Genomic DNA, 12,780 nt, shown 5'->3' with positions numbered 1-12,780 from the left:
GCCCGACCGCCCTGTCGACGTCATGGCCCGGCTGACTCGGTTCGACGGGGGCAGTCAGCAACCCGTACACTTGACGGACCGGTGAATTCTCACTCTAGATCGTCATGCCCGAAGCAGGGTGGGGCGGTGAGCGGGATTGACTGAGGGCAGTAGCTCAACTGGCAGAGCATCGGTCTCCAAAACCGAAGGTTGGGGGTTCAAGTCCCTCCTGCCCTGCGAGACATGACAACGAAGAACGAAGGAGTACCGTGAGCGACCGTCACGAGCTGGCCGGCACATCCGGCAAACGCACGTCGCCGATCACGTTCTACCGACAGGTGATCGCCGAGCTCCGCAAGGTGGTCTGGCCGACCCGCCCGCAGGTCGTCAACTACTTCTGGGTCGTTCTCGTGTTCGTGCTCGTCATGATGGCCATCGTCGCCGGACTCGATTACGGGTTCGGCAAGGCCGCTTTCTGGATCTTCGCGTAGCAACCAAAGGAACACTGTGACTCAAGGTATCGACCCCTCGACCAGCTCTGAGACCACCGAGGTCTCCGAGCTCGATTCGGCGACCGCTCCGGCCGACGAATCGGTCGCCCCGGCGGCGACCCCCGACGCACCCGTCGAGGATGCGGTCGGCGACGAGTCGGCCGATGGTGGCGTCCCCGAGGACGCGCCGGTCGACGAGGCTGAGGCCGAGCCGGTCGCGGATGCCCTCCAGGAGTTCAAGGCTCGCCTCTACAGCCAGTTCGGCGACTGGTATGTCGTCCACACCTACTCGGGCATGGAGAAGCGGGTGAAGTCCAACCTGGAGAACCGGGTGACCTCGCTCAACGCCGAGGACTACATCTTCGAGGTCGTCGTGCCCACCGAAGAGGTCGCCGAGATCAAGAACGGCCAGCGCAAGCTCGTCAAGCGCACCGTGCTCCCCGGCTACGTCCTGGTCCGCATGGACCTCACCGACGAGTCGTGGGGCGTCGTCCGCCACACGCCGTCCGTCACCGGGTTCGTGGGCAACTCCCACCAGCCCGTACCCCTCAGTCTTGCCGAGGTCGAGAGCATGCTCGCCCCGGCAGTGGAGGCAGAGGTCGCAACTGCGGCCGACGCCCCCGATCAGCAGCAGGCGAAGGCCTCCAAGGTCGAGTTCACCGACTTCGTCGTCAGCGACTCCGTCATGGTCGTCGACGGACCGTTCGCCACGCTGCACGCGACCATCACGGAGATCAACATCGACGCACAGAGGGTCAAGGCCCTTGTGGAGATCTTCGGCCGCGAAACCCCGGTCGAGCTCAGCTTCACCCAGATCCAGAAGGTCTGAGCCAACCGGTTCACGCACACCGCACCAACACCCCGCACAAACAATTCAGCAGTCAAGGACCCGAGAAATGCCTCCCAAGAAGAAAGTCGCAGCCATCGTCAAGGTGCAGCTGCAGGCCGGTATGGCCAACCCGGCGCCGCCCGTCGGCACCGCGCTCGGCCCCCACGGCGTCAACATCATGGAGTTCTGCAAGGCCTACAACGCGGCCACAGAAGCCATGCGTGGCAACGTCGTCCCGGTCGAGATCACGATCTATGAAGACCGCACCTTCACCTTCATCACCAAGACGCCTCCGGCGGCTGAGCTGATCAAGAAGGCTGCGGGCCTCAAGAAGGGCTCGCCCGTCCCGCACAAGGACAAGGTCGGCAAGATCTCCAAGGACCAGATCCGCGAGATCGCCACGACCAAGCTGCCCGATCTCAACGCGACCGATATCGATTCGGCCATGAAGATCGTCGAGGGCACTGCGCGCTCGATGGGCGTCACGACCGACTGACAACACCCCACCCCAGCAGACGTGGCAGGGCCCGCTGGGCCCGTTCAGACCACAACTGGTTCACACAGAAGGAAGACCAGACATGGCACAGCACAGCAAGGCGTACCGAGCGGTCGCCGACAAGATCGACAAAGACAGCCTCTACACACCTCTCCAGGCCACCACGCTGGCCAAGGAGTCGGGGAGCAAGAAGTACGACTCGACCGTGGACGTCTCCATGCGTCTTGGCGTCGACCCCCGCAAGGCCGACCAGATGGTGCGCGGCACCGTCAACCTCCCCCACGGCACGGGCAAGACCTCACGGGTCCTGGTCTTCGCCACCGGCGCCAACGCCGAGGCCGCACGTGAGGCCGGTGCTGACTTCGTCGGCGCCGACGAGCTGGTCGACAAGGTCAACGAAGGTTGGCTCGACTTCGACGCCGTCGTCGCCACGCCAGACATGATGGGCAAGGTCGGTCGCCTCGGCCGCGTGCTCGGACCGCGCAACCTGATGCCCAACCCCAAGACGGGCACCGTCACGACCAATGTGGCCAAGGCCGTCTCGGACATCCAGGGCGGCAAGATCGAGTTCCGTGTCGATCGCCATGCCAACCTGCACTTCGTGATCGGCAAGGCGTCGTTCACCGCCGAGCAGCTCGCCGACAACTACGGCGCTGCGCTCGACGAGGTCCTGCGCCTCAAGCCTTCCAGCTCCAAGGGCCGCTACGTCAAGAAGATCACGGTCTCCACGACCAATGGTCCGGGCGTCCCGGTCGACCCGAGCCGCACCAAGGCTTACACCGTCGACGAGGCCTGAGCCGCCGCACGACTCCTGCTGGCCCTACGCTGACGTGACTCACGTCAGCGTAGGGCCGGTGTCGTCTCCGGGAGGTTCGGCGTGTCCCTTCGTATGGTGGCCGGCGTCCTCGGCCTCCTGCTGCTCACCAGTGCGGTGGTGGCGACGACCACCTGCTCGCCGGATGGAATTTCGGGTCGACAGCGCAGTCGGTCGGGTCGACCTGACCGACTTCGGCAGGCAGTTCGAGATCCAGGAGCCACAGGACATCGATGTCGTGCGCGAGCCGGCGCTCACCGGTGGCACCTGATCCGCACCTGGCCTTTCGGACACGTTGTCGGTCTTCTATGCTGATCCCATGAAGCTCTCGCGCACGTCCTCCATGCTGACCGCCGCCCTCCTGGTGGCGGGCCTGGCCCTGTCGGCCTGTGGCGACAAGGAAGACAAGGCCTCTGGTGACTCCAAAGGGTCGTCGGCATCGAGTTCGGCCAGCAACGAGCTGACGAAGGCCAACTTCGCCGAGGTCGTGACCGCGGCTCAGGCCGAGGCCAAGACCAGCCACGTCGTGATGGACGTCGGCATCGGGGGCCAGAGCATCAAGGGCGAAGGCGACGTCGAGGTCGGCTCCGACGCCGCCAGCACCTCGATGGCGTTGGTGATGGACATGGGCGCGGCAGGCGCTGGCAAGTTCGACATGCGTCTGGTCGACGAGACCCTCTATCTCAGCCTCGGCGAGGCGACGAAGGGCAAGTTCGCCAAGATCGACCTGACCGACGAGAGCAACCCGATCGCCAAGCAGTACGGAAAGCTCGCCGAGCAGATGGACCCGTCCAAGCAGCTGGGGCAGTTCGCCGAGGCCGTCAAGTCCTTCGACAAGAAGGGCAGTCCGCAAAAGCTGGACGGGGTCGACGCCCAGCCGTACGAGATCGTCGTCGAGACAGCCAAGATTCCCGGAATGGCCGACCTCCCTCAGGGTGGTAGCACCGCGATCCCCAAGACGCTGACCTACACGTTGTTCGTCGGGTCCGACGACCTGCCGCGGCGCATCGTGACCGCCGTGGCCGGCTCAAAGGTCACGGTCGACTATTCCAAGTGGGGCGAGCCGGTCGACATCGAGGCCCCGGCGCCCGACGAGATCTCCGACCAAGACATCTCGAAGCTGCTGAGCGGCGCCACCGGCGCCTGAAGCCTGCGCTGCCCTGCGCCGACGATTTGGTCGGCGCGGAGCGGTGCCCTATTCTGGACCTACCGAAGACCGCTGGTCGGTGACTCCTCGGAGTCGCACGAAGCGCCCGGAAGGGCGACCCGCGCAGGTTGCGAATGTTGGTTCCACTCAACGTCCCGCGCCTTGTGCCGGGACGTTTTTTCGTGTCGGGCCCGTGTACGCACATGGGGTCGCAGTCTTCGTACGACCCATGTGCTGGAAGGAGACCCATGGCAAACCCGGACAAGACAGCCGCCGTTGCCGAGCTCGCAGACAACTTTCGCGAGTCGAACGGTGCTGTTCTCACCGAGTACCGCGGTCTCACCGTGAAGCAGCTGCAGGAACTGCGGCAGACCCTCGGTGCGAACGTAAGCTATGCCGTCGCCAAGAACACGTTGACCAAGATCGCCGCCAAGGACGCAGGAGTGGAGCTCGACACCGACCTCCTCACCGGTCCGACCGCCATTGCCTTCATCAAGGGCGATGCGGTTGAGGCGGCCAAGGGTCTGCGTGACTTTGCGAAGGCCAACACGCCGCTCATCATCAAGGGGGGCTTCCTCGACGGGAAGATCCTCACTGCTGAGGAGATCAACAAGCTGGCCGACCTCGAGTCGCGCGAGGTCCTCCTCGCCAAGCTCGCAGGTGGCATGAAGGCCAGCCTCACGAACGCCGCATCGCTGTTCAACGCCCCGCTGTCGCAGGCTGCCCGAGTTCTCGGTGCACTGCAGGCGAAGGCCGAGAGCGATCCGTCGGTTCTGGCAGCAGGCCCCGCGCCCGCCGCCCCTGTCGAGGAGGCCCCCGCGGCCGAGTCGGCAGAAGCAGAAACTCCGGCCGAGGCACCCGCCGACGCCGCCCCTGTCGAGGCGTCTGCCGACGCCGAGACGACCGAGGGCTGAAAGCCCGATTCACATCGGGACCCCCTCGGGGTCTCATAACGGAAGGACGCCACCATGGCGAAGCTCAGCACCGGCGATCTGCTGGATGCATTCAAGGAAATGACCCTCATCGAGCTCTCCGAGTTCGTCAAGGAGTTCGAGGACACGTTCGACGTCACCGCTGCCGCTCCGGTTGCCGCGGCTGCCGCTCCCGCTGCTGGTGGCGCTGCTGCCGGCGAGGAAGCTGCTGAGCAGGACGAGTTCGACGTCATCCTCGAAGGTGCCGGCGAGAAGAAGATCCAGGTCATCAAGGAAGTCCGTACGATCACCGGACTCGGTCTCAAGGAGGCCAAGGACCTCGTCGAAGGCGCTCCGAAGCCTGTCCTGGAGAAGGCCAACAAGGAAGCAGCCGAAAAGGCCAAGGACGCCCTCGAGGCTGCCGGCGCCAGCGTCACGGTCAAGTGACACCTCGCTGAATCCCTTTTCAAGGGCGCCCTTCCTTCGGGAGGGGCGCCTTTGTCAGTTTCGAGTGGCGCACATCACGTTTGTCACTCAGAGTTACCTAAGGTATGTTGCACCGGATCCCCGGTTGTTACCTGTGAGTCACTAGGCGTCGCAAATCCGTAACTTGAGTTACTGATTTTCGTTAGTCTCTGTGTTCGCGGTCACACAGACCTAGGATGAGGGAGTTCTGTCGGAAGTCGCCGGCAGACCGCGGAGAGCAAGGAGGGGCGTCCGTGGGCGTTGAAGTTGTCGTCGAAAACCTGACCAAGAGTTTCGGTAGTTCGCTGATCTGGAAGGACGTCTCGCTGACGTTGCCTGCCGGTGAGATCTCGGTGATGCTCGGGCCTTCGGGAACGGGCAAGTCCGTCTTCCTCAAGACCCTGATCGGTCTGCTCAAGCCCAACGAGGGCCACGTGTGGATTGAGGGCACCGACATCGCCAACTGCAAGGAGAAGGATCTCTACGAGATCCGCAAGCTGTTCGGCGTCCTGTTCCAGGACGGTGCGATGTTCGGCTCGATGGACCTGTTCGACAATGTCGCCTTCCCCCTGCGCGAGCACACGGACAAAAAAGAGTCCGAGATCCGAACCATCGTGATGGACAAGATGGAGCTGACCGGACTCGTCGGCGCTGAGAACAAGCTGCCCGGTGAGATCTCCGGCGGTATGCGCAAGCGCGCTGGCCTGGCTCGCGCCCTCGTGCTCGACCCCGAGATCCTGCTGATCGACGAGCCCGACTCCGGTCTCGACCCGGTCCGCACCTCATACATCAACCAGCTGTTCATCGACCTGAACGCCCAGATCGACGCGACGTTCCTCATCGTGACCCACGATGTCAACACCGCCCGCACCGTGCCGGACAACATCGGGCTGCTCTATCACAAGCACCTCGCGATGTTCGGGCCGCGCGAGATGCTGTTGACCTCCGATGAGCCGGTCGTGGCGCAGTTCCTGAATGCGCAGACCGTGGGTCCGATCGGCATGTCCGAGGAGAAGGACGCCGACGAGCTGGCCAGCGAGGAGGGCATCGAGATGCCTCCGCTGCCGCCGGTCCCGATGCAGCTCGAGCCGTCAGACGGTCGCCCCCGCCGGGCGCAGCGCGAGGCTGGAGCCTGGTGCGAACAGAACGGCGTGACCGCCCCCGAGGGTTCGTTCGGGAAGAAGATGCCGTTGGCTGCTGGCGGTGCTGCGTGACCTGGCGCCAGCAAGGCGTCTCCCCACCCTCTCCGCGAGCCGGGAGGTAGTGGCGTGAGCGCAACCGTCGTCGCCGGACCTGCAAGAGTTGCCGGCAATCTGTTCGCCTTCATGCTGGACGTGTTGATGGCTTTGTTCCGTCGTCCGTTCCAGCTCAAGGAGTTTCTGCTCCAGGCGTGGTTCATCGTCAAGGTGACGATCGTCCCGACTGCATTCGTCTCGATCCCGTTCGGCGCAGTCATCGCGCTGCAGGTCGGTGGCCTGATCAAGCAGTTCGGCGCGCAATCATTCACCGGCTCGGCCGCGGTCCTCGCCGTCGTACGCGAGGCCGGCCCCATCGCGTGTGCGCTCCTGATCGCCGGCGCGGCCGGATCGGCCATCGCGGCCGACTTCGGCGCCCGCCGCATCCGTGAAGAGCTCGACGCCATGATGGTGCTGGGCATCGACCCGATCCAGCGCCTCGTGGTCCCGCGCGTCCTGGCCTGCATGCTGGTCGCAGTGTTCCTCAACGGCATCGTCACGGTGGTCGGGGTGGCCGGTGGCTACGTCTTCAACGTCGTGCTCCAGGACGGCACCCCCGGGGCCTATCTGGCGTCCTTCACCGCGCTCGCGCAGCTGCCAGACATGTATCAAGGCATGGTCAAGGCCCTGATATTCGGATTCCTCGCCGCGATCGTCGCCTCCTACAAGGGCATGAACGCCAAGGGCGGACCCAAGGGCGTCGGTGACGCCGTCAACGAGGCAGTGGTCATCACGTTCACCCTGCTGTTCATCGTCAACTTCTTCATCTCAGCCATCTACATCCAGCTCGTGCCACCGAAGGGGATGTGACGATGGCCGACAAGACAGCTCTGTCCGCAGTCAGCGCGCTGCCCGGCAAGGCCAGTGGCGCGATCGACGGCCTCGGCCGCCAGATGCTCTTCTACATCCGGGTCTTCGCGTCAGTCCCACGCACGATCAAGAACTACGGCAAGGAGATCGTGCGTCTCCTCGCCGAGGTCACGCTGGGTTCCGGCTCGCTCGCGGTCATCGGCGGCACGGTCGGCGTCATCACCGCAATGTGCTTCTTCACCGGCACCGAGGTCGGCATCCAGGGCTACGCGGCCCTCGACCAGCTCGGCACCGCCGCGCTGACCGGTTTCGTCTCGGCCTACTTCAACACTCGCGAGATCGCGCCGATCGTTGCGGGCATCGCGCTTGCCGCGACCGTTGGCTGCGGCTTCACCGCGCAGCTGGGCGCCATGCGCATCAGCGAAGAGGTCGACGCCCTCGAGGTCATGGCGATCCCGTCGCTGCCCTTCCTCGTGACGACCCGGGTCATCGCCGGGCTGATCGCCGTCGTCCCGCTCTACATCGTGGGCCTGCTGTCCTCCTACTTCGCCACGAGGCTGACCATCACGCAGATCAACGGGCAAAGTCCGGGCACATACGATCACTACTTCACGACCTTCCTGCCACCCGGCGATGTGCTGTGGTCATTCGCCAAGGTGCTCATCTTCGCGATCGTCGTGATCTTGATCCACTGCTACTACGGCTACTACGCGAGCGGTGGACCCGCAGGCGTCGGCGTCGCCGTCGGCCTCGCGGTGCGTACGTCCATCGTGGCCATCAACGTGGTCGACCTGCTCGCCTCGATGGCGATCTGGGGCACCAACGTGACTGTCAGATTGGCGGGTTGACCCATGCCCCGCACAGCTGTGCTCGAGCGCTCGAGCTCTCTCAAGCTCCTCGGCGCCGCGTTCATCGCGATGCTCATCTTCTTCATCTGGGTCACCTACGCGTTCTTCACCAAGGCGTTCGTCGACTATGACGCGGTGACCCTCAAGACCGACACGGTCGGAGTCAACCTGCCTCAGAACGCCGACATCAAGTTGCGCGGCATGATCGTCGGTGAGGTTCGCAAGGTCGAGCCGGACGGTGAGGGTGTCAAGCTGCTGCTCGCAATGAACCCCAAGATGATCAAGGACGTGCCCAAGGGCGTCAGCGCTCAGCTCATCCCCAAGACACTGTTCGGTGAGAAGTACGTCGCGCTCATCCCGCCGGCGGTCGACACCGGTGAGTCGCTGCAGGCCGGCGACACGATCACCAAGGCCGATGTGCCGATCGAGGTCGAGACTCTCCTCAACGACCTCTATCCCCTGCTCGACGCGGTCGACCCCGCCAACCTTTCCTACACTCTGAGCGCGGTGTCGAGTGCCCTCGAGGGTCGCGGCACGCAGCTCGGGGAGACGCTGGTCCAGACCAACAGCTATCTGCAGAAGACCAACCCCGATGTCCCACAGCTGGTCGACGACCTCGTCAAGCTCGGCACCGTGGCCGACGGTTATGCCAATGCGATACCTGACCTCGGTCGCCTGCTGCGCAACTCCGTCGTCACGGGCAACACAATCGTCGCCAAGAAGTCCCAGCTGGCCGCATTCTTCGACGAAGGAACCCGGTTGTCCAACACCCTGACCGAGTTCACCAAGGACAACGGCGAGAACTTCGTGACGCTGGCCAAGGACGGCCGGCCGGTCCTGGAGACCATCGGTGAATACTCCTCGACCTTCCCGTGCTTCCTCGGCGCGATGCGCAACATCATCCCCCGGCTCGACAGCGCCTTCCGTGGTGGTCGCCTGCACATCAATGTCGAGGTCATCCCCCAGCCGGACGCCTACGCACCCAATGAGAAGCTCGTCGTGACGCAGGACAAGTTCGACGCAGCGACCCGGGGCGCGGCGCCCAAGTCCGGTGATGACATCCGCGCCAACAACGCCGCTCAACCGACCTGCCTCGATCTCAACAAGATCAACAAGAGCGCAGCGGCTGAGAAGAAGTTCTCTTCTCAGGAGAATCCGTTCTCGATCCCGGCCGATGTCTACAAGCTGATCGGGATCAAGACGGACCACGCCAAGTTCGGCACGCCGCAGGACTTCGCCAACCGCCCGGCCGCGTCGAGCGCCTCCCTCCAGGGCGTCGTGCAGCCGAGTGTCGATGGCATCGACTCCGCGAGCGAGCGCTCTGAGCTCAACGTCCTGCTGGGGTCGACCCTCGGCATGTCACCCTCCAGCGTTCCCGACATCGGGCCGTTGCTGGTCAGCTCGATGCTCCGCGGATCGGCGGTGGAGCTCAAATGAAGCAGATCGACCGCGAATCCATCGGCGCCCTGGTCAAGCTGGGAATCTTCTTCGCCTTCACCGGACTGTCCACGCTGGTCCTCGCCCTGACGCTGAGCAACGGCTCCATCGGCAGCGACCGCAAGGAATACAAAGCGGTGTTCGGTGACGTCACAGGCATGGCCAAGGGCGACGACGTCCGCATCGCGGGTGTCGCAGTCGGCTCGGTCAAGAAGGTCGAGATCATCAAGCGCGACAAGGCCCTGGTGACATTCGGCGTCAACTCTGATGTCCCGCTGACCAACAACACCAATGCGACGATCAAGTTCCGCAACTTGGTCGGTCAGCGCTACGTCGCCCTGAGCCAGGGCGCTGACGGCGCCAAGGCAACCCTCAAGGCTGGCTCGACGATCCCGCAGAGCCGCACTCAGGATGCGCTGGACCTCAACGTGCTGCTCAACGGCTTCAAGCCGGTGTTCCAGGCACTCTCGCCCGGCGACACCAACAAGTTCGCCTACGAGATCGTGCAGACCCTGCAGGGTGAGAGCGGCAATGTCGAGAACCTGCTGGCGCGCACGTCTTCACTGACCAACACCCTGGCCGGACGTGACCAGCTGATCGGCGATGTCATCAGCAACCTCAGTGAGGTCCTGGACACAGTCGGCAGCCGCGACCAGGAGCTGACCGAGACGATCGACACGCTCCAACAGTTCGTGACCGGTCTCAAGACCGACCGCAATGCGATCCTCGACTCGGTCGATGCCATCTCGGACCTGACCGACGAGACCTCGGACCTATTGGTGCAGGGCCGGCCGGCGCTGACCGAGGACATCAAGCAGCTCAGAGGGCTGACCCGGAACCTGTCGTCGAAAAAGAACCTCTCAACACTTGAGAGCTCGATCAAGATCCTGCCGATCAAGCTCCAGAAGATCGGCAACCTGGCCTCGTCGGGCAGTGAGTTCAACTTCTTCCTCTGCAACCTGAAGGGCAGCGTCACCATTCCGGAGATCAAGATCGGCGGCGTCGTGGTGCTCCCGGAGACTCCGCTCGACCTGGCTGACGTCAACGCCGGCGAGGGCGTCCCACGGTGTGACCAGCCGGCCTATCCGGGAGTCGCATAATGAAACCCTTCCGCGAACGCAATCCGGTGATCATCGGTGTCATCGGCATCTCGGTGATTGCCCTGATGATGTTGGGCGCCTTCCGTGCCGATCAGCTGCCGATCATCGGCAGTGGCGACACCTATCACGCCGACTTCGCCGAGATCGGTGCGCTCAAGTCCGGCAACGAGGTCCGGGTGGCCGGTGTGTCGATCGGCAAGGTCCAGGGCATCGAGCTCAAGGGTGCCAAGGTGCGAGTGACGTTCAAGATCGACAAGGGTACGGAGTTCGGCACCGAGTCCGGTGCTGACATCCGCGTTCGTACGTTGCTGGGTGCGCAGTTCCTCGCGATCACACCCAAGGGGCCGGGCCAGCTGCCCAAGGGCAGTGTCATCCCGCTGGAGCGCACGATCGCGCCCTATGACGTCGTGGAGGCATTCTCCGAGCTCAGCAAGACCACCGATGCACTCGACGTGCCACAGCTCTCTGCAGCGCTCGACACGCTGGCGGATGTCTCGGCCAGCACCCCCGAAGAGTTTCGGGGGGCCATCGAGGGCGTCTCGAACCTGTCGCGCAACCTGGCTGTCCGTGACGATGAGATCAATACGCTGCTGGTCAGCCTCAAGAAGGTCTCCGGTGTGCTCAACTCGCGCAACGACGAGCTGGTGACCCTGTTCAAGGACTCCGATGTCCTGTTCCGGGCGATCAGCGAGCGTCGCGACTCGATCCACCGCCTGCTGGTCTCGACCCAGTCGATCTCGACCCAGCTGCGGGGGCTCGTCAAGGACACCCGCTCCAACCTCAAGCCGGCTCTCGATCAGCTCGATGTCGTGACGACGTTGCTGCGTCGCAACGAGGCCAGTCTCGATGAGGCGCTTCGCACCTACCCGACATTCACCCGGGTGTTCTCCAACGCCCTGGGCACCGGACCCTGGTTCGACAACTACCTCGGAGGAACGACGAACGTCTCGGCAGGACTTGCCCAGCAACTGCGAGACGCGCTGAACGGGGGAACCCCATGAGTTCGTCAGGATTCGCCCAACGGTTCGCCGGCATCTCCAAGGTGGCAACAGTGCTGGTCGTGCTCGCTCTGGTCGCCGCGGTGGCCCTGGTGGTCACCAGCGGGGACGACAAGCGCTACATCACGATCGACTTCGAGCAGACCAACTCGGTCTACGAGGGATCGGACGTCAAGGTGCTCGGCGTGCCCGTCGGCCGAGTGGAGAGCCTGACCCCCCGCGGCGATGTCGTACGTGCCAAGGTCTCCTACGACGGCAAGCACCGCCTGCCCAACGACGTCAAGGCCGTCGTGGTCTCACCGTCGATCGTCGGCGATCGGTTCATCCAGCTCGCTCCCGCCTACGACGGCAATGGAGCGGTGCTCAAGGACGACGCGTTCCTGCCGGTGGACCGCACGGCAGTCCCGATCGAGCTCGACCAGGTCTACAAGTCGCTCGACGACCTCTCGGTCGCACTCGGACCCGAGGGGGCCAACAAGGAGGGCTCGCTGAGCAAGCTCATCGACGGTACGGCCGCCCAGCTCGACGGCCAGGGTGCTCAGCTCAACGAGACGATCCAGAACTTCGGCAAGCTCAGCACGACGCTGTCCAACAACAAGGAAGAGCTGTTCGGCAGCCTGCGTGAGGTCGAGGAGTTCGTGAGCCTGCTCAAGACCAACGACTCCGCCGTACGGTCGTTCAACGACAGCACGGCGCAGGTGTCGACGGTGCTGGCCGGCGAGCGGGACGACCTCGAGGCGACCCTCAAGGCGCTCAGTCTCGCGCTGGTCGACGTCAACTCCCTCGTCAAGGAGAACCGTGGCAAGCTCCGGAGCAACATCGACAACATCGCCTCGCTCGCTGCGTTGCTGGCCAAGCACAAGGACGATCTCGAGGAGATCACCGTCGCCGCGCCCACAGCTCTGACCAACGTGTCCCTGGCGTACAACGGTCTCGAGAGCCCCCAGGGCAACATCCCCGGCACGCTGGACACCAGGGCCGACTTCGCCGACTTGTTCGGTGGCATCGCCACCAATCCCGAAGGTCTGGTCTGCAACCTGCTCGGGGAGACTGTGGACGGCAACGGGCTGTGCACGTCCCTGACCGACATTCTCGGGGGCGGCGCTCCCGCTGTGCCCGAGCTGCCCGGCCTTCCTCGGACCGCACCCTCGTCCTCATCGGCGGCCCCCGCCCCCGAGCTGGTCAATGACTCGCTCGCCGACATGCTGGCGGTGAACTGA

Annotated in this window: 15 protein-coding genes and 1 tRNA gene; all 16 read left to right on the top strand. The window is 64.2% G+C overall.

What is annotated here, in order from left to right:
- Positions 1-143 precede the first annotated feature (143 nt).
- The 16 genes from WKF39_RS06960 (at position 144) to WKF39_RS06885 (ending at position 12,780) form a co-directional block, all read left to right on the top strand.
- Positions 144-216, top strand: a tRNA-Trp gene (locus tag WKF39_RS06960).
- 32 nt (positions 217-248) lie between these two features.
- Positions 249-470 carry a preprotein translocase subunit SecE gene (gene secE, locus WKF39_RS06955; protein ID WP_118394296.1) on the top strand — a complete coding sequence of 74 codons (222 nt, stop codon included), beginning with the start codon at positions 249-251 and terminating at the stop codon, positions 468-470.
- A 16-nt stretch (positions 471-486) separates the two neighbouring features.
- Positions 487-1,299: a transcription termination/antitermination protein NusG gene (gene nusG / locus WKF39_RS06950; protein ID WP_340386745.1), complete on the top strand. Its 813-nt coding sequence runs from the start codon at positions 487-489 to the stop codon at positions 1,297-1,299.
- A gap of 67 nt (positions 1,300-1,366) precedes the next feature.
- A complete protein-coding gene (rplK, locus tag WKF39_RS06945) occupies positions 1,367-1,795 on the top strand; it encodes a 50S ribosomal protein L11 (protein ID WP_340386743.1) in 429 nt (142 codons plus the stop codon).
- 82 nt (positions 1,796-1,877) lie between these two features.
- Positions 1,878-2,591, top strand: a complete 714-nt coding sequence (gene rplA / locus WKF39_RS06940) for a 50S ribosomal protein L1 (RefSeq protein ID WP_340386741.1) — start codon at positions 1,878-1,880, stop codon at positions 2,589-2,591.
- 163 nt (positions 2,592-2,754) lie between these two features.
- Positions 2,755-2,880 (top strand): hypothetical protein, encoded by a 126-nt coding sequence (locus WKF39_RS06935; RefSeq protein ID WP_340386739.1) that lies wholly within the window; start codon positions 2,755-2,757, stop codon positions 2,878-2,880.
- Between the two features lie 48 nt (positions 2,881-2,928).
- On the top strand, positions 2,929-3,756 hold the full coding sequence (locus WKF39_RS06930; RefSeq protein ID WP_340386738.1) for a hypothetical protein: 828 nt from the start codon (positions 2,929-2,931) through the stop codon (positions 3,754-3,756).
- Between the two features lie 248 nt (positions 3,757-4,004).
- Positions 4,005-4,670, top strand: a complete 666-nt coding sequence (gene rplJ, locus WKF39_RS06925; protein WP_340386736.1) for a 50S ribosomal protein L10 — start codon at positions 4,005-4,007, stop codon at positions 4,668-4,670.
- Between the two features lie 54 nt (positions 4,671-4,724).
- Positions 4,725-5,114 carry a 50S ribosomal protein L7/L12 gene (gene rplL / locus WKF39_RS06920; protein WP_340386734.1) on the top strand — a complete coding sequence of 130 codons (390 nt, stop codon included), beginning with the start codon at positions 4,725-4,727 and terminating at the stop codon, positions 5,112-5,114.
- Positions 5,115-5,386: 272 nt separating this feature from the next.
- Entirely contained in the window at positions 5,387-6,346 is a 960-nt protein-coding gene (locus tag WKF39_RS06915) for an ABC transporter ATP-binding protein (protein WP_340386732.1), read from the top strand.
- Between the two features lie 111 nt (positions 6,347-6,457).
- Positions 6,458-7,177 (top strand): ABC transporter permease, encoded by a 720-nt coding sequence (locus tag WKF39_RS06910; protein ID WP_340386966.1) that lies wholly within the window; start codon positions 6,458-6,460, stop codon positions 7,175-7,177.
- A 2-nt stretch (positions 7,178-7,179) separates the two neighbouring features.
- Positions 7,180-8,025, top strand: coding sequence for an ABC transporter permease (locus WKF39_RS06905; RefSeq protein WP_340386730.1), 846 nt, complete (start codon positions 7,180-7,182; stop codon positions 8,023-8,025).
- 3 nt (positions 8,026-8,028) lie between these two features.
- Positions 8,029-9,462: an MCE family protein gene (locus WKF39_RS06900; protein ID WP_340386728.1), complete on the top strand. Its 1,434-nt coding sequence runs from the start codon at positions 8,029-8,031 to the stop codon at positions 9,460-9,462.
- Positions 9,459-10,562 carry an MCE family protein gene (locus WKF39_RS06895; protein WP_340386726.1) on the top strand — a complete coding sequence of 368 codons (1,104 nt, stop codon included), beginning with the start codon at positions 9,459-9,461 and terminating at the stop codon, positions 10,560-10,562. The genes WKF39_RS06900 and WKF39_RS06895 overlap by 4 nt, the downstream gene beginning before the upstream one ends.
- Positions 10,562-11,563, top strand: coding sequence for an MCE family protein (locus tag WKF39_RS06890; RefSeq protein WP_340386724.1), 1,002 nt, complete (start codon positions 10,562-10,564; stop codon positions 11,561-11,563). Before WKF39_RS06895 ends, WKF39_RS06890 begins: the two co-directional genes overlap by 1 nt.
- Positions 11,560-12,780, top strand: a complete 1,221-nt coding sequence (locus tag WKF39_RS06885; protein WP_340386722.1) for an MCE family protein — start codon at positions 11,560-11,562, stop codon at positions 12,778-12,780. Before WKF39_RS06890 ends, WKF39_RS06885 begins: the two co-directional genes overlap by 4 nt.

The sequence above is a fragment of the Aeromicrobium sp. genome (genome assembly GCF_037719875.1).
Classification (GTDB): Bacteria; Actinomycetota; Actinomycetes; order Propionibacteriales; family Nocardioidaceae; genus Aeromicrobium.
The sequence above is the reverse complement of the archived record's forward strand: the minus strand, read 5'-3'. Positions and strand labels throughout refer to the sequence as shown.

Bases quoted from the DNA above. Each gene is read 5' to 3' on its own strand.
- WKF39_RS06900 (WP_340386728.1), top strand. From the start codon at position 8,029: ATGCCCCGCACAGCTGTGCTCGAGCGCTCGAGCTCTCTCAAGCTCCTC.
- rplA (WP_340386741.1), top strand. From the start codon at position 1,878: ATGGCACAGCACAGCAAGGCGTACCGAGCGGTCGCCGACAAGATCGAC.
- WKF39_RS06885 (WP_340386722.1), top strand. From the start codon at position 11,560: ATGAGTTCGTCAGGATTCGCCCAACGGTTCGCCGGCATCTCCAAGGTG.
- WKF39_RS06910 (WP_340386966.1), top strand. From the start codon at position 6,458: ATGCTGGACGTGTTGATGGCTTTGTTCCGTCGTCCGTTCCAGCTCAAG.
- WKF39_RS06930 (WP_340386738.1), top strand. From the start codon at position 2,929: ATGAAGCTCTCGCGCACGTCCTCCATGCTGACCGCCGCCCTCCTGGTG.
- rplL (WP_340386734.1), top strand. From the start codon at position 4,725: ATGGCGAAGCTCAGCACCGGCGATCTGCTGGATGCATTCAAGGAAATG.
- WKF39_RS06935 (WP_340386739.1), top strand. From the start codon at position 2,755: ATGGAATTTCGGGTCGACAGCGCAGTCGGTCGGGTCGACCTGACCGAC.
- WKF39_RS06895 (WP_340386726.1), top strand. From the start codon at position 9,459: ATGAAGCAGATCGACCGCGAATCCATCGGCGCCCTGGTCAAGCTGGGA.
- rplK (WP_340386743.1), top strand. From the start codon at position 1,367: ATGCCTCCCAAGAAGAAAGTCGCAGCCATCGTCAAGGTGCAGCTGCAG.
- WKF39_RS06890 (WP_340386724.1), top strand. From the start codon at position 10,562: ATGAAACCCTTCCGCGAACGCAATCCGGTGATCATCGGTGTCATCGGC.
- rplJ (WP_340386736.1), top strand. From the start codon at position 4,005: ATGGCAAACCCGGACAAGACAGCCGCCGTTGCCGAGCTCGCAGACAAC.
- WKF39_RS06905 (WP_340386730.1), top strand. From the start codon at position 7,180: ATGGCCGACAAGACAGCTCTGTCCGCAGTCAGCGCGCTGCCCGGCAAG.